Origin of the sequence: Pedobacter sp. MR2016-19, assembly GCF_014947265.1 — a bacterium.
GTDB lineage: Bacteria > Bacteroidota > Bacteroidia > Sphingobacteriales > Sphingobacteriaceae > Pedobacter.
The window spans coordinates 96,885-121,254 of sequence record NZ_JADCNK010000006.1 but is presented as its reverse complement, the minus strand read 5'-3'; the positions used below and the strand labels follow the sequence as shown (position 1 = coordinate 121,254).

General features: G+C 38.1%; 20 protein-coding genes. 8 read left to right on the top strand and 12 right to left on the bottom strand.

Features of this window, described 5'->3' with window-relative positions; translation table 11 throughout:
- The 3 genes from IM793_RS10720 to IM793_RS10710 all read left to right on the top strand — a co-directional run bounded on the left by IM793_RS10720 (position 1) and on the right by IM793_RS10710 (position 1,914).
- On the top strand, positions 1 to 705 hold the full coding sequence (locus tag IM793_RS10720; protein ID WP_193421204.1) for a 16S rRNA (uracil(1498)-N(3))-methyltransferase: 705 nt from the start codon (positions 1 to 3) through the stop codon (positions 703 to 705).
- 119 nt (positions 706 to 824) lie between these two features.
- Positions 825 to 1,409, top strand: a complete 585-nt coding sequence (locus IM793_RS10715; RefSeq protein ID WP_227256210.1) for a DUF4159 domain-containing protein — start codon at positions 825 to 827, stop codon at positions 1,407 to 1,409.
- A 4-nt stretch (positions 1,410 to 1,413) separates the two neighbouring features.
- Positions 1,414 to 1,914: an acetyl-CoA carboxylase biotin carboxyl carrier protein subunit gene (locus IM793_RS10710; protein WP_193421202.1), complete on the top strand. Its 501-nt coding sequence runs from the start codon at positions 1,414 to 1,416 to the stop codon at positions 1,912 to 1,914.
- Positions 1,915 to 2,254: 340 nt separating this feature from the next.
- Here IM793_RS10710 and IM793_RS10705 read toward each other — a convergent pair whose 3' ends face one another.
- The gene (locus IM793_RS10705; RefSeq protein WP_193421200.1) at positions 2,255 to 3,925 is read right to left on the bottom strand and encodes an SUMF1/EgtB/PvdO family nonheme iron enzyme; all 1,671 of its coding nucleotides are present in this window, start codon (positions 3,923 to 3,925) and stop codon (positions 2,255 to 2,257) included.
- A gap of 647 nt (positions 3,926 to 4,572) precedes the next feature.
- On the opposite strand from IM793_RS10705, the gene porV reads away from it, so the two are divergent.
- Both porV and ispF read left to right on the top strand, forming a co-directional pair.
- Complete coding sequence (gene porV / locus IM793_RS10700) at positions 4,573 to 5,760, top strand: type IX secretion system outer membrane channel protein PorV (protein WP_193421192.1); 1,188 nt, start codon at positions 4,573 to 4,575, stop codon at positions 5,758 to 5,760.
- A gap of 22 nt (positions 5,761 to 5,782) precedes the next feature.
- Positions 5,783 to 6,259: a 2-C-methyl-D-erythritol 2,4-cyclodiphosphate synthase gene (gene ispF, locus IM793_RS10695; protein WP_193421190.1), complete on the top strand. Its 477-nt coding sequence runs from the start codon at positions 5,783 to 5,785 to the stop codon at positions 6,257 to 6,259.
- Positions 6,260 to 6,623: 364 nt separating this feature from the next.
- Here the strand turns inward: ispF and IM793_RS10690 are convergent, their stop codons facing one another.
- The 10 genes from IM793_RS10690 to IM793_RS10645 form a co-directional block, all read right to left on the bottom strand.
- Positions 6,624 to 10,028: a glycosyltransferase gene (locus IM793_RS10690; RefSeq protein WP_193421188.1), complete on the bottom strand. Its 3,405-nt coding sequence runs from the start codon at positions 10,026 to 10,028 to the stop codon at positions 6,624 to 6,626.
- A 1,326-nt stretch (positions 10,029 to 11,354) separates the two neighbouring features.
- Positions 11,355 to 12,224 (bottom strand): pirin family protein, encoded by an 870-nt coding sequence (locus IM793_RS10685; protein ID WP_193421185.1) that lies wholly within the window; start codon positions 12,222 to 12,224, stop codon positions 11,355 to 11,357.
- A 71-nt stretch (positions 12,225 to 12,295) separates the two neighbouring features.
- Complete coding sequence (locus IM793_RS10680) at positions 12,296 to 12,826, bottom strand: YceI family protein (RefSeq protein ID WP_193421183.1); 531 nt, start codon at positions 12,824 to 12,826, stop codon at positions 12,296 to 12,298.
- A 213-nt stretch (positions 12,827 to 13,039) separates the two neighbouring features.
- Positions 13,040 to 13,627, bottom strand: coding sequence for a Crp/Fnr family transcriptional regulator (locus IM793_RS10675; protein WP_121284261.1), 588 nt, complete (start codon positions 13,625 to 13,627; stop codon positions 13,040 to 13,042).
- A gap of 12 nt (positions 13,628 to 13,639) precedes the next feature.
- Entirely contained in the window at positions 13,640 to 13,798 is a 159-nt protein-coding gene (locus IM793_RS10670) for a FeoB-associated Cys-rich membrane protein (RefSeq protein WP_082458743.1), read from the bottom strand.
- Between the two features lie 435 nt (positions 13,799 to 14,233).
- Positions 14,234 to 15,418, bottom strand: coding sequence for a hypothetical protein (locus tag IM793_RS10665; protein ID WP_193421182.1), 1,185 nt, complete (start codon positions 15,416 to 15,418; stop codon positions 14,234 to 14,236).
- 169 nt (positions 15,419 to 15,587) lie between these two features.
- Complete coding sequence (locus tag IM793_RS10660) at positions 15,588 to 16,415, bottom strand: type 1 glutamine amidotransferase (protein ID WP_193421180.1); 828 nt, start codon at positions 16,413 to 16,415, stop codon at positions 15,588 to 15,590.
- A 7-nt stretch (positions 16,416 to 16,422) separates the two neighbouring features.
- Complete coding sequence (locus IM793_RS10655; protein ID WP_193421179.1) at positions 16,423 to 17,523, bottom strand: carboxylate-amine ligase; 1,101 nt, start codon at positions 17,521 to 17,523, stop codon at positions 16,423 to 16,425.
- Positions 17,524 to 17,552: 29 nt separating this feature from the next.
- Complete coding sequence (locus IM793_RS10650; RefSeq protein WP_193421177.1) at positions 17,553 to 18,623, bottom strand: RimK family alpha-L-glutamate ligase; 1,071 nt, start codon at positions 18,621 to 18,623, stop codon at positions 17,553 to 17,555.
- Positions 18,624 to 18,747: 124 nt separating this feature from the next.
- Entirely contained in the window at positions 18,748 to 19,455 is a 708-nt protein-coding gene (locus IM793_RS10645; RefSeq protein ID WP_193421175.1) for an esterase family protein, read from the bottom strand.
- Between the two features lie 179 nt (positions 19,456 to 19,634).
- On the opposite strand from IM793_RS10645, the gene IM793_RS10640 reads away from it, so the two are divergent.
- Positions 19,635 to 20,447 (top strand): esterase family protein, encoded by an 813-nt coding sequence (locus tag IM793_RS10640; RefSeq protein WP_121284252.1) that lies wholly within the window; start codon positions 19,635 to 19,637, stop codon positions 20,445 to 20,447.
- An 86-nt stretch (positions 20,448 to 20,533) separates the two neighbouring features.
- Here the strand turns inward: IM793_RS10640 and IM793_RS10635 are convergent, their stop codons facing one another.
- The gene (locus IM793_RS10635) at positions 20,534 to 21,211 is read right to left on the bottom strand and encodes a TIGR02117 family protein (RefSeq protein WP_193421172.1); all 678 of its coding nucleotides are present in this window, start codon (positions 21,209 to 21,211) and stop codon (positions 20,534 to 20,536) included.
- Between the two features lie 142 nt (positions 21,212 to 21,353).
- Between IM793_RS10635 and IM793_RS10630 the strand changes: the two genes are divergently transcribed.
- Both IM793_RS10630 and typA read left to right on the top strand, forming a co-directional pair.
- Positions 21,354 to 21,803: a VOC family protein gene (locus tag IM793_RS10630; RefSeq protein WP_193421170.1), complete on the top strand. Its 450-nt coding sequence runs from the start codon at positions 21,354 to 21,356 to the stop codon at positions 21,801 to 21,803.
- Positions 21,804 to 22,061: 258 nt separating this feature from the next.
- A complete protein-coding gene (gene typA, locus IM793_RS10625) occupies positions 22,062 to 23,858 on the top strand; it encodes a translational GTPase TypA (protein WP_121284249.1) in 1,797 nt (598 codons plus the stop codon).
- Positions 23,859 to 24,370: the final 512 nt, after the last annotated feature.

Here is a 24,370-nt window from a genome sequence, read left to right as displayed (position 1 = left end):
ATGCATATTTTTTATACACCAGATATAACCCACAATACTTACACACTAAACGAAGAAGAGAGCAAACATTGCATTAGGGTACTTCGCCTTACTACTGGCTCAATTGTTAACTTAGTAGATGGTAAAGGTGGCTTTTACACTGCTGAAATCACCTCAGATAATCCAAAAAAGGTTTCTTTATCCATTTTAAAAGTAGAAACTGAGTTTCATAAAAGAAACCACTATCTGCATATTGCCGTTGCCCCTACAAAAAATATCGATCGGATAGAATGGTTTTTAGAAAAAGCAACAGAATTGGGCATTGATGAAATTACTCCAATTATTACTAATCGATCGGAGCGCAGAGTAATTAAAGAAGACCGCTTAAACAAAGTGATTACTTCTGCCGTAAAACAGTCGATAAAAGCTTATCATCCAAAATTAAATGATGCTGTTTCTTTCGATACTTTTTTAAAAGTTCCTTTTGATGGTGAGCAATTAATAGCCCATTGTATTGATAACGGTGAGAAGCAATATATTTCCAATCTTGTAACTCCTCATCAAAAATATTTGGTTCTTATCGGTCCCGAAGGCGATTTCACACCTGATGAAGTTAATTTAGCTTTGAACAAAGGCTTTAAAGCATTAACTTTAGGTGATAACAGATTACGCACAGAAACTGCTGCTTTATCTGTTTGTTTTGAAATCAATTACCTTAACCGATAATCAATTTGAAGTTTTCAGTATTTAGTTTTCTTTTTTCCAGGTTTCAGCTTTGGTCTTTAAGCTTTGGTCTTTTAGCTTTCAGCTTTGTGTTTTTCGCTTTCATTCCACCTACTTACCGTATGGCAAAATTAAAGTATAGTGGTGGCGGCGACTGGTATGCAGACAGAACAGCTTTGCCCAATTTAATTGCGTATTGTAATACCAATCTGAAGACTAATTTTTATGCTGAAGAAAGCATCGTAGAAGTAGGCTCAAAAGAGATTTTCAATTATCCTTTTATTTATATGACTGGCCACGGAAACGTCGTTTTCAGTGATCAGGAAATCAAAAATTTAAGACAATACCTCACTGGTGGAGGATTTCTTCATATAGACGATAACTATGGTTTAGACAAATTTATCAGACCACAGATGAAAAAGGTATTTCCTGAACTTAGTTTTGTCGAATTACCTGCCAATCACGCCATTTATAATCAGAAGTTTAAGTTTCCGGGAGGCTTGCCAAAAATCCATGAGCATGATAATAAACGTCCGCAAGGATTTGCTTTGATTTACAAGGGAAGAGTAGTTTGTTATTACACCTATGAGTGCGATTTGGGCAATGGTTGGGAAGACTTTGGTACTTATCCTGAGGATACTCAGGAAACGCGGACAAAAGCACTTAAAATGGGCGCTAATTTAGTTCAGTATGCTTTAACTCAATAAGCTTATGTATAAAGTAAAAGTAAACGATCAGTTTTTATTTGAGATTGAGAATAAGGATTCAGCTTTTTTAGTGAATGGAGAACAGGTTCAACTCGATCTGAGTTCAATTGCGAATAATAGTACGCATGTTATATACCAGAATAAATCTTTTAATACAGAGTTGGTTGAGCTGAACCAAACGGATAAAACCTGTAAAATAAAGGTTAATGGTAATATTTATCAGATCAGCATCGAAGATCAGTTTGATGTTTTATTAAAACAACTTGGTCTGGATAATTTAGCAGCTAATAAAGTTTCAGAAATTAAAGCACCTATGCCTGGTTTAGTACTTAAAGTTTTGGTTGAAGAAAACGCTGAAGTAAAGAAAGGCGATAACCTTTTGGTGCTGGAAGCAATGAAAATGGAAAACATCCTAAAATCATCAACCGATGGTACGGTAAAGAAGGTTTTGATTAAACAGGGGGATAAGGTAGAAAAGAACCAGAACTTGATTCAGTTTAGGTAAACAATCTTTTTACCTCGGAATATCGTCATTGCGAGAAGGCTTTTTCAGCCGACGAAGCAATCTTACACCTATGGGTTATAGCGATCGTTTTAAGGTTGCTTCGTGCCTTACAATTGCGAGAAGGCTAAATAAAAGAAGAGGAGTGCAACGCAGTCGAGAACCACAAAGTGCTCAGCGAAGCTAAATCTATCTATATAGATCTCTCCATTCCGCTGCGCTCCATCCGATACCTAGCTATCGGATGGAGATGACGATTTTTCTTTGAATCTGCCAAACTTCAATTATCTAACAAAAGTATAATGCATAAAAAAGTCCCGATTTTATCCGGGACTTTTCTTTTTTATTTACCTCTACTTACCCTGTAAGGTTTTTGAGGAGGATTTTTAAAACTTCTTTTGCCGACAGTACTAATTTCTGGAGCACCAAGCATGGTCATCGCACAACGGAAGCCGACTTCAGCAGATGATTCATCCTGTTGCATAAAGCGACGGGTTGCCGGGTTTAACCAATAAGCCATATCATTCCATGAACCACCTTTATAAACTCTTGATTTATCGTTTACAAGCGTCACACCTTCTTCATTAAGTAAAGTGTTTTGTCTATCACGATAACCTCTTTGATCGGCTTGATAACTGGTTGAGGCTACTGGAGATTGTGGATCAGTTGATTTTGAAATCGAATCAGAACGCTTCGCTTGTGCCTGTTTTTCGGCCCAGGTTTGTTTTCTTCCAGCGTAAGCATTTTCCTTAATCGGATTCCCATATTTATCTAATGCAATTTTACCGCTTTGAGAATCTTCTAACTTTTTATTGGTGAAATAATTACCTCGGTAAGGGTTAAAGGCATCTGCATCAGTAAATGTTGCTGTTCTGTAAACATCATTCACCCATTCATTCACGTTTCCTGCCATATTATATAAGCCGAAATCGTTTGGTGTGTATTGAATAACCGGAACGGTTAAATCTCCTTTATCGTTTAGCGAACCGCCAACACCCATATAATCACCAGGAGCTCTTTTAAAGTTGGCCTGAATCATACCTCTGGTTTTCTTTTTAGCAGAACTAACACCTAAACCATTCCAAGGGTAGATTTTATTCTGATTGATATTCTCGTATTCCGTATTACCAATTAAACCTAAAGCAGCGTATTCCCATTCTGCTTCTGTTGGTAAGCGGTAAGGTTGCATAATTACACCATCTTCAAGCGTTGCAGTTCGTCTCGGTTGGTTATTTTTTCCAGCTGTTGCAGCTCCGGCAGTTGCTGTAGCAGCACCTGATTTGGTATTATAATCGATCGGTGCATTTTTGCCTTTGTCATCATACTGGCCATTTAAATAGGCATCAGTATTAAAAGGTTTGTCTGGTTTTGGAGCCGCTGCAGCTGTAGTAGCGGCATTCCCTTTTCCGTTACCAGCTAAAGTTTTATAGTCAGTTAAGATTCCCTTTTCGCGTAGAATAAATTCGTTGGCTCTTGAAGTTCTCCACTCACAATAACGGGATGCCTGCTCCCATGAAACACCTACAACAGGGTAGTCACGGTAAGCCGGGTGCCTTAGGTAGTTGTCTACATAAGGTTCGTTATAAGATAATGCACGGCGCCATACTAAAGTATCAGGAAGCTCATTGTAATAAAACTCACGATCTTCAGGATAGTTGTATCTGATCCAGTGTAAGTATTCTAACCAATCGGTATTCGATACTTCAGTTTCATCCATATAAAAGGATGGAACAGTAACCTGTCTTTTATAATTGTAAATATTTGGCTCAACACCAGGAACATCGATGGCACTACCACCAACAACTAAAACCCCGCCTTCAATTGGGATTAAACCAGGCCCTGGTGCTCTTTTATATTGGGTAGCCACAGCAAAAGCACCAGATTGGTTGTTTTTACTTTTCCTATTGGCATAAGGAATACCTGTTTTGCTGGAACTCTCGCTTTTTGAGCTACAACCCGAAAGCAAGGCGGCTAATGATAAACAAGTAAAAGAATATAGTAATAGTTTTTTCATATAGTAAATCGGAGAATATCATCCCTACAAGGATTCAATCGATAAAATTAAACAATTATAAATGAATATATAAATAATATGAGAATAAAATATTGATTTATATACTAAGCAGTAATGTATCTTTTTTTATGATATGGTGTCTGTTTTCTTTTCAACGAAATTTTTGCTAAATAATTATAAATAAGCAAGATGAATTTTTTAAATTAAAATTATTGTATTGTTTTAGAGGTCAATTAAAACTTGCTTAGATGTGAAATTTTACAACATGATAATTGATTAAAATTGGTTTGGCAATTTAATACATGAGCTTTGATTAAGGTTGTGATAATTAGAAAGTAAGATATAATTCACTAACATTTTGATAATGTTATTAATGTTTACTTATTGCTTAGCCGCGATTAAATCGGATAAAATAATAGAATAAAGATGTGGAATCGTAAAAAAAATAGATTAAATTATTTACTAAATCGCTATTAATTTGTGCTTATAGCTTTTCACTAACACCCGTGTGTAAAAAATCGTAGGTTTAATTAGTAAATAATCATAGAATTCGTATTTTGGTGAAATATAAGTTTTGGTTTTACGTTACTGATATATTCTCCAGTTATTGCTAAATACCAAGATCTAAAATTACGTACCTTTAAAGGATGAATTTCAAGTACATCAGTAAACTTGCTTTTTCTGCACTCTCTATGGCCTTGGTGTTTGGTAAAACAAACGCGCAGGTTACTATAGGCAATACCCAAACAAATGGTAGCGAGGCAAACAACATTGTAACAGCAGTTCCATTTCTGCTCATTACGCCCGATGCCCGTGCCGGTGCAATGGGTGATGCTGGCGTAGCTGTAGCTGGTGATGTAAATTCAGCCAGTATTAATGCTTCTAAACTTGCTTTTCTAGATAAACCTTATGGTTTTTCAGTGTCATATAGTCCATGGTTAAAAAGTTTGGTGCCCGATATTAATCTCGCTTATTTAAGTGGCTTTTATAAATTAGATGACCGTAATACCATTGGCGCATCTTTAAGATATTTTTCTCTGGGCTCCATTCAGCTTACAGATATTAACCAGCAGGATCTTGGGATCTCCAATCCAAATGAATTGGCTTTTGATGTTTCTTTTGCCCGTAATTTTGGTAAAGAGTTTTCACTGGGAACTTCATTAAGATATATCTATTCAAATTTGGCTTCCGGTCAGTTTTCTTCTACGGGGCAGGTACATAGTGGAAATGCAGTAGCAGTTGATGTTTCTGGTTTGTATAAAACAGCCACAACGTTGTTTGGTAAACAGGCTATTCTTTCTGCTGGTGCTAATATTTCCAACATCGGAACAAAAATGAGCTATTCCGATGGGGGAGAGAATTTCTTTTTACCTACCAATTTTAAAATCGGAGGTGCATCTACATTTACTGTAGACGATTTGAGTACTTTAACCTTTGCGCTTGATTTTAACAAATTGCTGGTACCAACCCAGCCTATATACGATTCGAACAATAACATTGTAAGTGGAAAAGATCCGAACCGTTCGGTACCCGCCGGAATTTTTGGCTCATTTAGTGATGCACCGGGTGGTTTTAGCGAAGAATTGAAAGAAGTCGGAATCTCAACAGGCCTTGAATACTGGTACAATCAACAGTTTGCGGTTCGCGCAGGCTACAACTATCAGAGCCCAATGAAAGGTGATAGCCGCTATTTTACCTTAGGACTTGGTTTAAAATACAATGTTTTTAACATTGATTTCTCTTATTTAATTGCAAATGCACAGACTAGTCCACTTGCAAATACCCTTCGTTTTGGTCTATTGTTTAACTTTGGCGAAAATAAAAGCAAAAGATAAAAAAAGATTAAAGCAAATAAACATGAAAATTAGAGTAGGTTTCGGATTTGATGTACATCAATTAAAAGATCAGCATCCTTTTGTTGTTGGTGGTGTTACGTTAGATCATCACAAGGGTGCTTTTGGACATTCGGATGCTGATGTTTTACTTCATGCCATTTGCGACGCACTTTTAGGGGCGGCCAATTTACGTGATATCGGTTTTCATTTTAAAAATACAGATGACAGGTGGAAAGGTATTAGCAGCTTAATCCTGCTGAAAGAAACGGTTAAATTACTGGCTGAAAAAGGGTGGCGTATTGGGAATATTGATGCCATGCTTTGTTTAGAAGCGCCAAAAATTAATCCACATATTCCTGCTATGCAACAAAACATTGCTGATGCCATTGGAATTTCTACTGAAGATATCTCAATAAAAGCAACCACCAACGAGCAAATGGGCTTTCTCGGTAGAGAAGAGGGAGTTGTTTCTTATGCGGTTTGCTTAATCGAAAAGTAAAAACTGCTGTTTTTAGATAGTGCAGGAGTTTGGTTAAATGTCTTTCCATTAATAATGATGTTATTATTATGGATAAGGTGGTAGCCAAAGAAGTCAAGTTTTTTTATAACACATTGGCTATTAAACTTGACTTCTTTTAAAAGATCGAAGGTGTATTAGGCTATCTAAAAAATAATTGCTGCCAGCCATCCCATGTTCCGGTAATAAGTGTAGTTAAGAAACCTCTGAAGGGAAATGGATTCTGGTTAAATATCTTTCCATTAATAATGATGTTATTATGGATGAGGTGATAGCCAAAGAAGTCAGGTTTTTTATAACACATTGGCTATAAAAAACTTGACTTCTTCTAATCGATCGGAGTGTATTAGGCTGCCTGTTCCTTAACATTTCCTGTTCTTTTTATGGTACCCCAGGTTTCCAGTTCGCCCTTTATTGCTTTCCTGAACGAACGGAATAGCACAACATACATTAATTGTCTCCAGAAAAAACGCTGAGGGAAAATGTAAAGTAAATTGGTATACTTTTCTTTCTCCATTCGGAAAGCAATTGCAGCAAAGATCATATCTACAAAGATGAAGATAATGTAATAGAAGAGTACCTGGCCAAAACCATTATGAAGGCTTAAAATTCCTGAAAATCCGGTTAACGTTAAATTATTAATGGCGCTTAGTGAAAAAATACCGCTGATTAAAGAAATAAGCATAAAAAGATCGGCAAGCGGCGAAAATAGTGGTAAAATAATCTGATAGATCAGAATATTTGGCATTCCTACCATTCCAAAATAGCCATACTTCTTGTTAAGCAACGTTTTTCTGTTTTTCCAAAAACTTTGCATTACCCCAAAACTCCAGCGGAAACGTTGTTTTAGCAGCATATTTACTGTTTCTGGTGCTTCGGTATAGGCAATTGCACTGTCACAATTCTTAACTTTGTAACCTGCCCTTAAAATGCGCATGGTTAAATCACAATCTTCAGCAAGGGTATCGATAGTAAAACCACCGATTTCAAGGATGACATTTTTTCTAAAGGCACCTATTGCCCCCGGTACAACAGTAATCGTATTTAATAAATCGAAGGCCCTTCTATCCATATTTTGAGCTGTGATATATTCTATTGATTGCCATTTAGTAATGATGTTGTTGGCATTCCCAACCTTCACAGTTCCGGCTACGGCTGCTATTTTATCGCTATAGAAATAGCGCATGAGTTCAGTAACCGCATCGTGTTTTAATTGCGTATCGGCATCTATACAGACTACAAATTCAGCAGTAGCTTTTGATATACCATAATTTAATGCAGACGCTTTACCTCCATTTTCTTTACGGAAAACCTTTACCATAGGGTGATTGCCAAAGTGTTCATGAATGATATCAAAGGTTTTATCTTTTGAGCCGTCATCTACAAAAATCAGTTCAAAATCAGGGTAAGTGGTTTTTAAAAGACTGTTAATGGTTTGCACAGCAGTAACTTCTTCGTTGTAAGCCGGAATGATAATGCTTACCTTTTCTGAAGGATGCTGGATTAATTTATTCACAGTGCGTTTTGCTCTTTTTCGCTGTCTTATAGCTAAATAAGTGATAAATATAGTCCTTAAGATCGCAAGTACAATCGCCACAGAAAATACAATGTTTAAAATCATGTTTCCGTAGTAAAAGAAATTGATGAAAAAGTAATCACCAGAGCCAGAAAAGCCACTGTTTGCGGTAGATTTTACTGCAGGCATGAGTTCTGATCTTTTTTTACCCATTAAATCGCCTACCGTGGTAAATGTATAACCCTTTGCTTTAAAGAATTTTATAATTCGGGGTAAAGCCGCAACAGTCGCTTCACGGTTTCCGCCGGCATCATGCAGTAAAAGGATATTGCCATTATCCTGTTGCTTCACTACTTCATTAAATATCTGATCGGCAGTTTTACCCGGCTGCCAATCTTCGGGATCGATATATTCACCGATATTGATGTAATTCTCTTTGCGGCTTTGAGCAACGGGTAAAATTTCAGAAATGTTTTGTGGCTCGGCATCGGCATTAAACGGAGCGCGGAAAAGGATTGTGCTGTGTCCGGTAACGGCCTCAATTAACCTACGGGTTGCATTCAGCTCAAATTTTACGCGGGTTGGACCAATAGCAGACATATCTGGATGAAAAAAGGTATGGTTTCCAATTTCGTAACCATCATTATATTCCTGCCTTAACAATTCCATGTTCTTTTCAGCCATAATGCCAACCACAAAGAAACAGCCGGGTACTTTTTCCTGTTTCAAAATATTCAACACCTGTGGGGTATAAACAGGATCGGGGCCATCATCAAAAGTTAAAGCAATTTTTTTGTCGGCCTCTCCAAACCTTTTAATTACGTATTGTTCCGGAAGTCTGGTATACTTTTGATCGGCAATAGAGAAATTTTCTTTATTTAAAGTGAATTTCACACTACCTGGCGTAGGAGTAGAAATGAGATCCAGTATTTCGCCATCACCTAAATAGGAAATCCCGCCCATATTTAAAGAAGCAATTTTGCGTAAATCGAAAGGCTTTTTCTTTAGTGTATCCAGACTAAGATCATTAGAAATAAATGACCATAAACGTTTATCTTCCGAACCTAAACGCCATAAGGCTATACCAGCAATATCCCAATCATCAGCTTTTCGGATTAAATTAAAATAGGTTGCTGCATCGGTAAAGTAAACTTCATGTTTAATCCCACTGCCATCGTTGTAAGTGTAGTTTAAATTGGCAGAAGCTGGATCGTAGTTTATTTTACTTTTATAATTAACAGCCGTTGTCATGGCCTGCTCGTAAGTAACCGGTTGCCCAATTCTATTTTTTGGCCAATCGTAACCGTAGCAAGCTAAGGCAAGGATTACTTTACTGGCATCAACTTTACTGCAAATATCATCAAGTTTTTCTTCTACCCATTCCTGATGGGAAATATCGCCTGCATTACTTTGTTCGGTGTGCTGATCATAAGCCATTACTACAAGGTAATCATTGTATTTTTGAAGGATTTCTGGCTGATAATCGTCGTTTTCGGGTGAAATATCCTGAGAAACAATCAGTTTTTTAGCGTGAAACTGGGTATATAGATTCTTCATAAAAGCGTTAAAACCATCGTTATTTTGGAGGTTTAGTTCTTCAAAATCTATGTTGATCCCACTATAGCCATATTTTTTGGTAATTGCTATTAGATCGTTGATCAATTTTTGCTGAGCAGGTTGATCATTTAATAATCTTCTTACTGCTGCACCATCCCAATGATCCTTATTATAATTTGAAACCACTGCAATAGCCGATTTTTTGCCTGCATGTATTACTTTTAACGCCGCTGTATCTGCCTTATCTACAATAGAATCACCATTTAAAAAGAACGATTCTGTAGCCACCATATCCAAATGGCTGATGTTGCGTTTTAGATCGGATATTGATGATTCTTTACTTGCCGCCCAACTTACGTAAAAGGCCATGTTGATACGCTTGTAATTGCCACGATGGGTTAAAATGCGGTGTTCACGATCTTTTTTGATCTTTTGCAGCTTAGATTTTTCTATGGTGAAATCTTTATACCGCTGCGATTTTTTTAATTTCTCTAATTGTTTTTGTGTTAATGGCGTATTTGTGTTGATAAAAGGCAAATTGGGTGCCTGTACTGAAGACAGCGTATACGCTACGCAGATGATTGCGATAATGAAGACTAAAAAAAAAGTACGGCTTACCCATGTAAATGCATGCCAGCGCCTTTTAGTCTCAGTTTGAAATATTTGTTTTCCGGACATTTTTCTTTTCTGATTTATTAATCAAATGTCACTAACGAGTATGAAGATTGGATGAATGATTTAAAATTAAGCGCCGTGAAATTAGATCGTTAGTTCTACCCGAAGATACTATTTTATTGATTGAAGAATGAATTTTTGCATACTCTTTATCATTAATAAATTAAGGATTTTATAATGTGAATTAAAAAGCAATAATAGGAAAACAAGCATGGGCTATGATAGTCCAACTATTCATTCTAGCCGATGAGAAATAGGTATTGGTACGGGTTTAAATTATTCCGGGTCTTGCCACTATGAAGAGTTTTCCTTGCCGGAGGCCTAACCTGTTTAGCCCTTGGCGAAGCGGTACCCTGCAGGCCAGGAGGTACGATGGCCGAAGCGTACAAGCACAGCAAAGGAATAAACGATGTTTCTTGCACGGTACTTGCGCTCCTAAAACCATTTTTGCAGAAAACAATTTAATTAGCGCCATATAACTTCCCGCGCCAATTGGATAAAAGTTTTTTTGAAAATGTACAGTTCTGTGCTTGTGGAGGACCGCAGCCCCGCTATCCCTACTGCCGATAGAAAAATCGGCATTCGTACTATCGGGTTTAGATTACTCCTGTTCTTGCTACTATGAGGGGGATTCCTTGCCAAAGGCCCAACCAGTTTAGCCCTTGGCGGAGCGGTACCCTGCAGGCCCGGAGGTACGACGGCCGAAGCATACAAGCATAGCAAAGGAACAAACGATGTTTCTTGCACAGTCCTTGCGCTCCTAAAACCATTTTTACAGAAAATAATTTAATTAGCCACATAACTTCCCGCGCCAATTGGATAAAAGTTTTTGGAAATGTAAAGTTCTGTGCTTGTGGAGGATTACAGCCCCGCTATCCCTACTGCCGATAGAAAAATCGGCATTCGTACTATCGGGTTTGAATTACTCCTGTTCTTGCTACTATGAGGGGTTTTCCTTACCAGAGGCCCAACCAGTTTAGCCCTTGGCGGAGCGGTACCCTGCAGGCTTGGAGGTACGACGGACGAAGCGTACAAGCATAGCAAAGGAACAAACGATGTTTCTTGCAAGGTACTTGCGCTCCTAAAACCATTTTTACAGAAAATAATTTAATTACCGACATAACTTCCCGGCCAATCGGATAAGAGGCTTTTTGGAAATGAACAGTTCTGTGCTTGTGGAGGAATGTAGCTTATCATAACGCAATGATTGGACTCTGTTGTAAAGTCACAAAAAAGCCGACAATTACAAAAATGCCGGCTAATTTTATCTATTCAGTATGATGGGTGCTGAAACCAATCCGATAACTATCGGATCAGCATGATTTTCCGTTACTCTTCTAAATAACCAAACCTGCCTTGGTTATAATCTTCAATGGCTTGATGGATTTCGGCTTCAGTATTCATTAAAAAGGGGCCGTACTGAGCAACTGGTTCGTCGATTGGTTCTCCGCTCAAAACTAAAATTACACTGTTTTCCAAAGCTTCGATGTTAATTTCTGTGCCTTGGTTGCTGAAGTGGACAAAATCATCTGCTCCTGCGGTTTCCAGTCCGTTTATTTTAATCGAGCCTTCAATCACCATAAATCCGGTATTAAAATTCTCAGGGAAGTTAAACGTAACTTCGCCACCTTTCTTTAGCCGGGCATTATACAGTTCTATGAGACTAAAAGTGTTTGCATTGCCTTTTATGCCTTTATAATTACCTGCGATAATTTCAATTTTCCCTCCATTCTTCGGTAAATCAAAATGGGCCATATCTGCCTGATTAATTGCCTGATATCCTGGTTTACCCATTTTATCCTTCGCAGGAAGATTAACCCAAAGCTGAACCATTTGAAATGGGCCGCCATTAAGGCTGTATTGTTCTTCGTGATATTCTTTGTGTAATATGCCACTCGCGGCAGTCATCCATTGTACATCGCCAGGATAAATCACGCCACTGTTTCCAGAGCTATCGTGATGGGCAACCGCGCCGTGATAGGCAATCGTTACCGTTTCGAAGCCCCTATGAGGGTGAACACCAACGCCGCGTGGTTCTTTCCTTGCTGAAAATTCGATCTTTGAGCCATAATCCATCAGGAAAAAAGGACTCATATCGATTTGATATCCGCTTGGAAAAAAATTGTGTACCCTAAAACCATCGCCAACCATATGTGGCGCCGGAGCTTTTAGTACTTTTTCTATTTGTTTTGTTTCCATTACCTTCAAGTTAAATAAGGCATGGCGCATAGGGCATGGAGTAATAACCCCATGCTTAAATTCCCTTTGCTCTATGCTTGTTTCACAAACTGTAATTCGCCTAAAATGCGAACTTCTTCACTTACCATTACGCCACCAGTTTCTAACGCAGCATTCCAGGTTAAACCGAATTCAGAACGGTTAATTTTTCCACTTAAGGTAAACCCTGCTTTGGTATTTCCCCAAGGGTCGGTAGCAATGCCACCAAATTCTGCGGTTAATTTTACAGGTTTAGTTTCGCCTTTAATCGTTAAATCGCCTTTAACGATATAATCGCCGCCATCTTTTTCTACTGAACTGGATTTAAATTCGATGTGTGCAAATTTTTCTGCATCGAAAAAATCACCACCTTTTAAATGGTTATCGCGGTCAGTATTTCCGGTGTCAAGCGAGCCGATATCACCTTTGAAAGAAATCTCTGCATTTTCAAATTCATCACCTTCAGACAATAATTCTGCTGAAAAAGATTTTAAACTACCTGTTACAGTAGTAATCATTAAGTGTTTTACTTTAAATTGTAATTCGCTGTGGGTTGGATCTAATGTCCATTTCTGTTGTGCCATATCTTTTGTTTTTTGAGCTGTTTAATATTAACAACACAAAAGTACAGCGCAGGTTTTTATTACATATTGATGTATGATAAGAAAGGGAAATTAATTGAATGAGAGAAGGATATAATGATGGAATGATAGAATTATGGAATGTGAGAAAGGTTGAAAGGTTAGATTTAATAATGCCATTCACTCATTCAAAATTCAGTCATTCAATAACTCAGTCTAAGGTCTGAAATGTTTATTCGCAAGTTCCTTTCTCACGCGGCTAAGTGATTCGGGTGTAATGCCCAGATAAGATGCGATCATCCATTGTGGTACACGGAGTGTAAGGTTAGGGTAAAGTTTAATAAAATCAAGGTATCTTTCTTCCGCTGTTGCGCTTAATAACATGTTAATTCTTTTCTGCATAAAGCGGATCGAATTATTTAACAGTTTGATTTGCATGGGTTGTAAGCAAGGTACCTTTCTGGCTGCTTCTTCCATGAAATTGTTGGGCATTAATACCGCTTCGGTTGTTTCAATAGCATCGATAAAGAATATCGATGGCTCATTGTTCATGTTGTTACGATCAGAGACCAGCCAGTTTTCTGGGGCGAACTGAAGGATGTGTTCTTTACCTTTTGCATCAATCGAATAGGCCCGCAACAAACCTTTACCTACAAAATATCCGTGTTTGAAATTATCGCCGGTATATTGAACTATTTCGTTCTTCTCGAATTTTTTAATCTTTAAAACAGACGATATGCTTTCGAACTGTTCATCAGTTATTTCTATTTTTTCCTGTAAGTATTTTTGAAACTGATGAATCATAAAGATGGAATGTTATTTTTTTACGGGCTTAATATCGGAAAAATCTACACCACATTTGCAATTACCGCCACAACCATCTTTTTTTACCTGTAAAGATTTGAAAACCAAACGGCCAACATATACCAGTGCTACCGCAAAAAGTAAAAAGACTAAAATCGTTTGAATATCCATAATGCAAATATAAGGGCTTTTAGCATTTTGGTGTTCAGATGAATGTAAATATATTGGAGTATTATTAATAGTTAACCGCAAAGCGCGCAAAGCATTTCGCAAAGAAACGCTAAGTTTTACCACAGAGATAACCGAGTTTTACACGGAGTTAACAGAGCGGATTTTGAGGTGTTTTGCCACGGATTCACACGAGAGATTGTAACACTGTGCTTTTTTCTTTAACACATTTTTACTACAGCATAGTTTTCCTTGCCATCCGTATTTCCGTAGCTGATGATTATTGAGTTAATAATTGTTTATGTTCGTGGAGACACCAACCTTGGCTTAAGAAAGATTACTCTTTGTGATCCTCTGTGCCTCTTCTCTGTGCGCTCGGTGGTTAAATAAATAATCTTTGGGTCTTCTCTTGACGGTCTTTGCGGTTATAACGAAGAGTTATTCCATAAATCCTATTGTGCCACCAACCCAATCAAAGTCGGCATTGTAACGGACGCCAATCATTTTTCCTTTGCTTAACCTTGCCAGATTAATACAAAGCTGAGGCTCACCACCGTCAGGCCATAGATACATCATCCTGATTTCGGCCTTTACCCCACCATCCGGCGCCTGAACGGCTGGTTCGTAATGTACTTTCCGCTGCAAAATCCAGTTTTCAGGATCTTTGATATTGGTAATATGCGTTTCGCTTACATCGATAATTACGCCCATGCCGGCGAAAGAAAATAATGGCTTTAATACGTAGTTTTCTAAATCGCCGGGAATCGTTTTTACCTCATTTAAAAAACGTGTTTCGGGTACAAATTCGCTTTTTAAAAATGGCATGGTGTACTTGCTGATGCGATAGAACCAGTTGGGGTGCGTTACCCATTCCACATCGAGTTCTTCACGTGGATCGAAACTGTTGTTGAAGATTTTGGTGTTATCGGCAACTTCATCAAATATCAGGCGGTTATAAATTCTTTTTAACTGAATCTGTTGGCCATCTTCTTCATAAAACAATTGTTTTCCTGCTTTTTTAATGTCTTCGAGAGCCAAAATCTTGATGCCTAATAATTTTTGCGTGACAAAAAAATCGATGGCGGTTTTTTGATTGGGTGCATCCACATCCATCAAAGCCACCTCTTCCGGCTGATGTTTACCAATAATCACTTCTTTAAGCAGTTTAATGTATTTTTCTTCGTTAAAGCCGTTCAAAAAATAATTTACGGAAGGATCTATATCGAAATTTGTTTTAAAAGTTTTAGCCAAATGGTGCTGAAAACCATATAACGAGGGGAAACCCTGCATTTCGATCAACATAGGGGTGAGTTCTCCGTTTTTATCTTTACAAATGCCGAAATCGAAGGTTAAAAAGTGTGGCTGCTCATTTTCATTAGGTACGTTCCATTCTGAAGGGATTGCCTTTTGAGTTAGCGCTTTAAAATTGGGTTGCTTAATCAGATTTATAATTTCTTCTCCTGCTGCAATTAATTTTTCTTTTAAAGCTTTCGGAACAAAAACAGGTGTTTCTGCGACCCTGAATGGAATTGAAGGGTAGCCATTTTGTAGTTTAGCGAGGAAGGTTTGGTATTTCTCGTCCGTAAATTGTTGGTTATATTTTTGGCGTTGAGCAGGTATCATAGGTTTTTGTGTTTGATTTCTGTTGCCGAATCCGTCATTACAAAAGAGTGATCGTCATTTCGACCGTAGTGGAGAAATCTATCGACGTTTATCATATACTTTTTTAATAGATTTCTCCATTCCGCTGCGCTCCAGTCGAAATGACGACTAAGCAAAATGCCGGCCTTTTTTACACCGCTTTCAAATCCCCAATTGCTTTTTGTAAAAAATTAGGTAAAATAACGCTTTGCGTAAGCACAATCCTTGCCGGATCGTCTAAACTGTTTAACATATCAAGGTATTTTTGTTCGCCATGCATGTCAACAATTGCTTTTTTCTTTTCTTCCTGAAGCAAATACATTTTCATGCCCACTGGATCGGCTTCTGGATGGAACTGTGTGCCAATAATTTCATCAGAAAAGCGGATCGACATCATGCAGCGTTCTAAATCGACATGTTTACGTTCCTTTTCGATGGCCAACAATTTTGCACCTTTTTTCTCAAAAGCAGCAAAATCTGGTTCTATTACTTGCCAATCTCTACTGTCGACCGAAAAGAAAGGGTTGGTGATGCCATTAAAAATTTCATCTTTTTCTCCATCTTCGGTCAGTGTAATCGGGAAAATCCCAAAAGCATTAGACCGTCTTTCAGTTACGTTACCCAATTCATATTTTCTACAAGCCAATTGAAAGGAATGGCAGATTAAAAAAGCATATTTTTTTCTTTCGTCGCTTTTTTGGTTAAAAACTTCAATCTGATCGAGCAAATTAAAGAAATCATTTTCCCATTGTTCGCCTTTACTTTCAATTGGGCTCCCTGGTCCGCCACTAGAAATATAGGCATCGTAACCAATACCCGGTATTTCGCCTTTTTGCCTTAAATCAAAAATATCAAAGCTTAAATCAACATTGTTTTCCTTTTTAAAACGGGATAAAACTTCCTGAATTCCCCGCATACCCTGATTAGGTGCGCCGTTATTCATGTCAATAACGGCTACCTTTAACGCTCTTTTATCCATTATAAAATTACTTTGCACCAATAAGTGTTTGAGTAGTAATGTAATCTACCACTGACTCAAAGTTACCGGTTTGCTGGTAAACAGCCAACTGTCTGTCTGCACCTGTGCCATGCTCCAGTATTTTATGCACATAACTAATGTCTTCGCGGCAGCCCAAATCGTCCACTACGTCATCTACAAAATCCAATAATTCTAAAACGAGATTGCGGCAATTAACTTCCATTTCTTTACCAAAATCGATCAAATTACCATCAATACCATAACGTGCAGCCCGCCATTTGTTTTCATTGATCAATGCTCTTGAATAACTGATAAACTCCATATTCTGCAAACGCAGTTTATACAGTTTAGCACATAATGCCTGAAATAATGCCGTAAAAGCCATGGTTTCATCAATCAGCATTGGGCAATCGCATATTCTGAATTCTACTGTATCAAAAAATGGATGCACACGGATGTCCCACCAAATCTTCTTTGCATTGTCCATGCAATTGGTTTTGATCAGTAGTTTTACATAGTTGTCATAATCCTCAATGCTATTAAAGATATCTGGAATGCCTGTGCGCGGAAATTTGTCGAAAATTTTAGTCCTGAAAGATTTATAACCTGTGTTCCGCGATTCCCAGAATGGAGAATTGGTGGACAAAGCAAAAACGTGCGGTAAAAAATACCTCACCTGATTGGCGATGTGAATGGCCAACTCACGCGATTGAAAGCCTACATGCACGTGCAAACCAAAAATAAGGTTAGAACGCGCAGCCTCCTGTAATTCGTTCACAATCTCGTTATAACGGGGATGTTCAGTAATTAACTGTTTTTCCCAGTGCGAGAAGGGGTGTGTACCAGCAGCTCCAATTCTTAAGCCTTGTTCTCCGGCAAGTTGAGATACGGTGTAGCGCAATTGAGAAATCTCTTTGCGCGCTTCTGTGGTGGTTTTACAAATACCCGTTCCAACTTCTACTACCGCCTGGTGCATTTCTGCTTTAACCTGGTCTTTGTGAATCTTTTGGGCTGCTTCAACAATTTTTTGATCGTGGGAAGTAAGCTCTCTGGTAACGGGATCAATTACCATGTACTCTTCTTCTATGCCCAGCGTAAACTCGTTCATGTTAATATTGATTAGAATTTAAATCCCAATTATTTTTTTGCTACTGCCTTTTTAGGCTTTGCAGCTTTCTCTGTTGCTGCAGTTTTAGCCTTTTCAGTAGCGGTAACTTTCTTTGGTGCGGCTACTTTAGCAACATTTGAGTTGGCTATTAATGGTTTACCACCAACTGACGATTTGATGTATTCACCCCAGGTTAAATTGTCTTGTCCGTCTTTTTGTGCTTTAGCCCTTTCAATGGCATAATTTGCAGTGGTTTCTACTACCCAGTCAAAATTTTCCTGACCAACACTTTTAATGTCCGCATCAGGTGCAGGGTTACAGAAATCGATTGCAATAGGCACTCCATCGCGCACAGCGAATTCAACAGTATTAAAGTCGTAGCCCAAATATTTGCATAATTTTAAGGTGTATTCTTCTACTGTTTTAAGCAATTTCGGATCCGGCGATTTACCTTCTGTTGCATAACGTAAATGATGTGGATTGCGTGGATCGTACTGCATAATACGAACGTATTTGCCGCCTATACAATAACACCTAAAGTATTCTTCGAAAATAATTTCTTCCTGCAAAAGCATCACCAGTTGTTGGGTGCCACTGTGTTTATCAAAAAAATCTTCTTTATCATGAAGTTTATAAACATCTCTCCAGCCACCACCATCGTAAGGTTTCATATAGGCGGGAAAACCAGTATACTCAAAAATGGCATCCCAATCTAAAGGCATGGTGAGGTTTGAAAACGATTCCCCGGTTGTTCCTGTAGGATGCTCGCGTGATGGGATTAAAGCTGTTTTGGGCACGGGTACACCAATCTGTTCGGCCAGCGCGTTATTGAAAAATTTTTCATCGGCACTCCACCAAAATGGGTTGTTGATTACGGCAGTTCCGGTAATGGCAGCATTTTTTAACGAGGCGCGGTAAAATGGTACATCCTGCGAAATACGGTCGATAATTACGGAATAACCCAGTGGCACATTCTGAAATATTTTGTCTATTTTAACCGCTTCTGCGGTAATGCCTTTTTCTGCTTTTTGATTGATCCTTTCGATTACTGCTTCAGGAAAAGAACGCTCCTGTCCGAATAAAATCCCTATTTTTTTCATTGGTATATTTTAAGTTTAATTGTTTAAGCATTATGGTTAATTGCTTAACTGGTTAATCGATTAATTGTTTGATGATTATATCCTAAATCGACTCGGGACTTAAGATTGCCGACTTTAGACTAAACTAAAGCTGTGCAATATAATTAGGAAACATTTCTCTCCAGATAGGCCAATCATGATCAGCATTTTGTCTAATATCTAACCAGTGGTCAATGCCCTTCTTGTTTAAAATATCCGATAGGCGCTCATTATCTGGTCTGCACATATCACGGTCTGTTGTACCCAACACAATTTTCATGTAATGCAGTTCTGGGTTGCTGTTGTTTAAAAGGTTATCTACAGGGTTATTGAAATAAACATCATCGTTGTAAAAGCCGTCAAGTTGGCCAGAGATATCGAAAGCGCCACTCATGCTGAACATATGGCTAACCAACCAGGGATGCCGGAAAGCGAAATTTGCTGCATGATAACCTCCAAAACTGCAGCCTGCTGTAATAATTTTACTATGTCCGGTTTCGTGCCTTGCCAAAGGCGCTACCTCTTCCAGTAAATACTTGTCGTACCAAATGTGGTTTTTGACCCTGTCGGCAGGATGGATACCTTTGTTGTACCAACTCAATTTGTCAACGCCATCAGGACAATAAATTTTGATTTTTCCTTCGTTGATAAATCCCTCAACAGAATCTATCAATTTGAAATCTTTAGTTTCAAAATATCGACCCATACTTGTTGGGAACAGTAGGATAGGTATACCACCGTGACCAAAGATGAGCATGTCGATTTCGCCGTTTAAATTCGGACTATACCATTTCTTATGTTCTTCTTTAACCATAATAAAAATTGAATGATTAAGGTATAAATTAAAATCTACAAAAGGAATTGTTTAAAGAGTAAAATAATACAAATTAAACGCTATTGTAAAAATTAACCCATGATAATTAATAGTTTACAGAGATTTGTACCTTTGCAGCCTAATTCTGAGGCAATAGCCACGTGATAGGGGATTTGATTATGATGTACACCACAATTTTATCGGTAAAAGTTAACACCAGCAACTTTAAAATACCCTCTGCTTACTTAAAGCATGAGGTAGAAATAGATATTTATACACCTGAAGGTATTTTAGGGAATGAGAAAATAGAGCTTCTTTTATTAAATGACGGGCAGGATGTGGCCAAAATGAATTTCCGCCGGATTTTGGAAGAAGCGCACCATGGCAAAAGAAACCATAGGTTAATTGTTGTTGCCATTAAGGCTTCAGAAGAACGACTGATGGAGTATGGTGTCGCGGGGGTTCCTGATTTTAAGGGCCGGGGTGCAAAGGCTGATTTATACGCCGATTTTGTGATTAAGGAACTTTTACCTTTCGTTAAAAAGAAAATTGCGATGCCGATAACAGGCAAGGTAGGTTTTGCAGGATTTTCTTTGGGTGGCTTATCTGCGTTTGATATTGCCTGGAATAATCCTTCGGCTTTTGATGCTATCGGTGTTTTTTCGGGTGCATTCTGGTGGAGAAAAAAAGACCTGGCCGAGGGTTATACCGATGCTGACCGCATTATGCACCAGCAGCTGGAAAATACTTCTACCAAGCCGGATATGAAATTCTGGTTAATGACGGGAACAGAAGACGAAAAGGCCGACAGGAATAAAAATATGATCATCGATTCGATAGATGATACCATTGATGTTGTTAAAATCCTCCTGAATAAAGGTTACAAAAGACCAGAAAATGTTTTTTATTATGAAAAAGTTGGTGGCAAACACGATGTTCCAACCTGGGAAAGTGTAATGCCAGCCTTTTTGGACTGGGCGTTTGAGGTTTAGTTAGAACTTCGTCAAATCCCAGGAGGTCTTCATCTCTCCATTCCATTGCGTTTCAGTCGAGATGGCGCGTGTTATAAAAAAGTTATTTACTCATACTTCAAAAAAATGCCGGTATCAAATATCGTCCATAAACAACTGCGTTGACCGCAGGCTTTTAATGCTGCATTTGCCCAGGTATTACAGGTTTTAAAAATGCTGTAACTCCCCTCTGCTTCATAAAACGCATCGCCAATATCATAATGGATGTTTGATTTCACGTTGATCAAATGGCCTGCTGCATCTTTTTTGAAACTATTTAAGATATACTTAATAAGTTGTTTGTATTGCGAATGGCTAATCATAATTTTTTTGCAGCTGGCATCTTCCCGTATGTTTTTGTAATAAGTGGTGTGCATCGCCGATGTGCTTAATCCGGATATTGCCCTTAAGCCATTGCTTAATTTAAGGTCAGAAAATTCCGGCGTTTCGAGGTAGAATTTTTTATCACCCCAGCCTATAGCCAGGAATTGATAAGTGCTATCGGCTTCAAGCGTATTTAGATAATTTATTTCTTTTGTCCAGTTGATTTGTTCGGTAACCGCAGGAAGCACAATATCTGTGTGTACGCCATTTGTCATAATATAAATGGCAATTTCTTTTGGGTTTGTTGGATTGGCATTTACGGTAATACGTGAGCAGCAAAAAGCAGTGAGGAAGTAAATCCCAATCAATGCGATAAAAACCATTAAAAATCTGCCTGTATATTTTAAAACCTTTTTATTCATTCTGATCTGTTTGTTACGATTAATACACCAGCGGCATTTTTGGTAACCCAATTTGCAGAATAATTTTGTCTATCGATTTTATTGATGGCAGTATCGAAAAACATGATTTTTTGCGGCTTTAAGTTATTCCTATCTTAACAGCATGATAAAAGGATTATTTGAAACACACATTTACGTAGAGAACTTAGAAAGATCGATCGAATTTTATAGCAATGTTTTAGGTTTAACACAATGCCATTATGAAGAAGAACGCAGAATTGCCTTTTTCTGGATCGGCAAACCTCGGGAAGCCATGTTGGGGATTTGGGAAAAACCAAAAGCCGAAATTGATATCAGGCATTTTGCATTCCGTTGTGAGGTGGATGATGTGCTGAATAAATCAGTTCAATTTCTCGAATCTAAAGGCCTTCAGCCTTATAATTTTCTTAAAAGTGGAAATCACGAACCTATGGTTTTCGCCTGGATGCCGGCTTTAGCTATTTATTTTAACGATCCTGATGGGCATGCATTGGAGTTTATTGCCATTTTGGAAGGAGAATCGAAGCCGGAACTGGGGGTGATTTCTTATTCGGAATGGATGAGCGCTAATTAAGGCTGATTAGCACTTGGTTTGAAAACATTAATAGTATGAGTAGCCGAGTGATTTAAACCCGATGGAAACGGCAGCTCCGAATTTTTTATGAGGACTATAGTGCACAGCGGGGCCGAAGCCAACCTAAGTGCTACTACAATTGCTTTTCTAATTAAAGATGAGATAATTACAACATTATCATAGCATTAAATAGCGAGCCATATAGTAGAAATACCATTTTTAAACACTATCTTTGCGCCAAATTTATAGGCGCATTTTATGCAAAAGATTAGAAATATAGCTATTATAGCACACGTTGACCACGGTAAAACCACTTTGGTTGATAAAATTTTACACTCTTGTTCTGTTTTTCGTGATAACGAACAAAAAGGAGAATTGATATTAGATAACAACGATTTAGAGCGTGAACGTGGGATCACTATCGTATCTAAAAACGTATCGGTACAATATAAAGACGTAAAAATTAACATTATCGATACACCTGGTCACGCGGATTTCGGCGGTGAGGTTGAGCGTGTATTAAAAATGGCTGATGGTGTACTTTTACTTTGCGATGCTTTTGAAGGTGCAATGCCTCAAACACGTTTCGTAACGCAAAAAGCTTTGGCATTAGGTTTAAAACCAATCGTGGTGGTAAACAAAGTGGATAAAGAAAACTGTCGCCCGGAAGAGGTTTATGAGCAGATTTTCGAATTGTTCTTTAACCTTGAGGCAACTGAAGATCAATTGGATTTCCCGGTAATCTATGGTTCATCTAAACAAGGATGGATGAGTACTGACTGGCAGAAACCAACTACAGATATTTTCGCATTGTTAGATGCGGTTGTGGCTAATATTCCACCTGCACCAATTAACGATGGAACTTTACAAATGCAAATTACTTCGTTAGATTATTCTTCTTTCGTAGGTCGTATTGCAATCGGTCGTGTTCACCGTGGTACAATTAAAGAAAACCAACCGGTTACTTTAATTAAACGTGATGGCAAAATCGTTAAAACAAGAGTTAAAGAACTTTACACTTTCGAAGGTTTAGGAAAAATCCGTACTCAGGAAGTTAGTTCTGGCGATATTTGTGCAGTTGTGGGTATTGATGGTTTTGATATTGGTGATACCATCGCTGATTTCGAGGCGCCAGAGCAATTACCAGTGATTAGCATTGATGAGCCAACAATGAATATGTTGTTCACCATTAACAACTCCCCATTCTTTGGTAAAGAAGGTAAATTAGTTACTTCTCAACGTATCAAAGATCGCTTGATGAAAGAAATGGAAAAAAATCTTGCACTTAAAGTTGTTGAAACCCAAGGCGCAGATTCATGGTTAGTTTATGGCCGTGGTATTCTCCATTTATCGGTATTAATCGAAACGATGCGTCGTGAAGGTTACGAGTTACAAGTTGGTCAGCCACAGGTTATCGTTAAAGAAATCGATGGTAAAAAACATGAGCCAATTGAAACTTTAATCGTTGATGTACCGGGTGAGGTTTCTGGTAAAGTAATTGAATTGGTAACCCAACGTAAAGGTGAGTTGCTGATTATGGAGCCAAAAGGGGATTTACAACATTTAGAATTCGAAATTCCGTCTCGTGGTATTATCGGTTTACGTAACAACGTATTAACTGCTACTGCTGGTGAAGCGATTATGGCTCACCGTTTCAAAGCTTACGAGCCTTGGAAAGGTGTAATTCCTGGTCGCTTGAATGGCGTTTTAATCTCTATGGATAAAGGTATGACTACTGCTTATTCTATTGATAAATTACAGGATAGAGGTCGTTTCTTTGTAGATCCAGGAACTGATATTTACGAAGGTCAGATTTTAGGAGAGCACATCCGCGATAACGATTTAGTTATTAACATCGTTAAAGGAAAAGCATTAACCAACATGCGTGCTTCTGGTACAGATGATAATGCTCGTATCGCACCTGCAATTAAATTCTCGTTGGAAGAGGCTATGGAATATATCCAGGCTGATGAGTATATCGAAGTTACGCCGCAAAGCATGCGTTTACGTAAAATTCTTTTAACAGAGCAGCAACGTAAAAATAACGGTAGATAGTACACTTAACCCCTAAATTCCCTAAAGGGGGATTTACAATATAGCTTACTAAAGCCTCGATGTAAATCGGGGCTTTTTTGCGTTTACCAATTAGTATTAATAATAGAGCATAACAAATTGCTGTCTGTTTTACCACCTGAGGCATCTAAGAACATCTGAGCTGGGTGTCTATTTCTAGTGTGAACTAAGATGGCTTATTAGGTGGTCAGAAAGAGAAAAACAAGTTTGCTTTTTGTTTAATCAAGTCTTGGGCGAATTAAGGTGTAAAAATTAATTAGGAAAGCAATTTGAATACCTTTTTTAAAGTCAGTCCTTCTTTTCGCTAAATCCCCGATGAAACCTGTGAAACAATCAAGTACACCATAAAAAAACAAAAAATAGTGCTTAAATCGGGGATACCGCTGCAATAAGGTTTAGAATCGTCAGGGCTGTGCTCATAGGTTTGGCTGTCATTAAGTGTATGGCCTTAGGATTTTAATGGGAAGAACAGAACTTGAGGTGCCTAGTTTGCC

What these genes read in the sequence shown, in the direction of transcription:
- IM793_RS10630 (WP_193421170.1), top strand. Translation starts at nt 21,354, where the DNA reads ATGATAAAAGGATTATTTGAAACACACATTTACGTAGAGAACTTAGAA.
- IM793_RS10715 (WP_227256210.1), top strand. Translation starts at nt 825, where the DNA reads ATGGCAAAATTAAAGTATAGTGGTGGCGGCGACTGGTATGCAGACAGA.
- IM793_RS10655 (WP_193421179.1), bottom strand. Translation starts at nt 17,523, where the DNA reads ATGAACGAGTTTACGCTGGGCATAGAAGAAGAGTACATGGTAATTGAT.
- IM793_RS10705 (WP_193421200.1), bottom strand. Translation starts at nt 3,925, where the DNA reads ATGAAAAAACTATTACTATATTCTTTTACTTGTTTATCATTAGCCGCC.
- IM793_RS10675 (WP_121284261.1), bottom strand. Translation starts at nt 13,627, where the DNA reads ATGATTCATCAGTTTCAAAAATACTTACAGGAAAAAATAGAAATAACT.
- IM793_RS10635 (WP_193421172.1), bottom strand. Translation starts at nt 21,211, where the DNA reads ATGAATAAAAAGGTTTTAAAATATACAGGCAGATTTTTAATGGTTTTT.
- typA (WP_121284249.1), top strand. Translation starts at nt 22,062, where the DNA reads ATGCAAAAGATTAGAAATATAGCTATTATAGCACACGTTGACCACGGT.
- IM793_RS10710 (WP_193421202.1), top strand. Translation starts at nt 1,414, where the DNA reads ATGTATAAAGTAAAAGTAAACGATCAGTTTTTATTTGAGATTGAGAAT.
- IM793_RS10680 (WP_193421183.1), bottom strand. Translation starts at nt 12,826, where the DNA reads ATGGCACAACAGAAATGGACATTAGATCCAACCCACAGCGAATTACAA.
- IM793_RS10690 (WP_193421188.1), bottom strand. Translation starts at nt 10,028, where the DNA reads ATGTCCGGAAAACAAATATTTCAAACTGAGACTAAAAGGCGCTGGCAT.
- IM793_RS10660 (WP_193421180.1), bottom strand. Translation starts at nt 16,415, where the DNA reads ATGGATAAAAGAGCGTTAAAGGTAGCCGTTATTGACATGAATAACGGC.
- porV (WP_193421192.1), top strand. Translation starts at nt 4,573, where the DNA reads ATGAATTTCAAGTACATCAGTAAACTTGCTTTTTCTGCACTCTCTATG.
- ispF (WP_193421190.1), top strand. Translation starts at nt 5,783, where the DNA reads ATGAAAATTAGAGTAGGTTTCGGATTTGATGTACATCAATTAAAAGAT.
- IM793_RS10645 (WP_193421175.1), bottom strand. Translation starts at nt 19,455, where the DNA reads ATGGTTAAAGAAGAACATAAGAAATGGTATAGTCCGAATTTAAACGGC.
- IM793_RS10650 (WP_193421177.1), bottom strand. Translation starts at nt 18,623, where the DNA reads ATGAAAAAAATAGGGATTTTATTCGGACAGGAGCGTTCTTTTCCTGAA.
- IM793_RS10665 (WP_193421182.1), bottom strand. Translation starts at nt 15,418, where the DNA reads ATGATACCTGCTCAACGCCAAAAATATAACCAACAATTTACGGACGAG.
- IM793_RS10720 (WP_193421204.1), top strand. Translation starts at nt 1, where the DNA reads ATGCATATTTTTTATACACCAGATATAACCCACAATACTTACACACTA.
- IM793_RS10685 (WP_193421185.1), bottom strand. Translation starts at nt 12,224, where the DNA reads ATGGAAACAAAACAAATAGAAAAAGTACTAAAAGCTCCGGCGCCACAT.
- IM793_RS10640 (WP_121284252.1), top strand. Translation starts at nt 19,635, where the DNA reads ATGATGTACACCACAATTTTATCGGTAAAAGTTAACACCAGCAACTTT.
- IM793_RS10670 (WP_082458743.1), bottom strand. Translation starts at nt 13,798, where the DNA reads ATGGATATTCAAACGATTTTAGTCTTTTTACTTTTTGCGGTAGCACTG.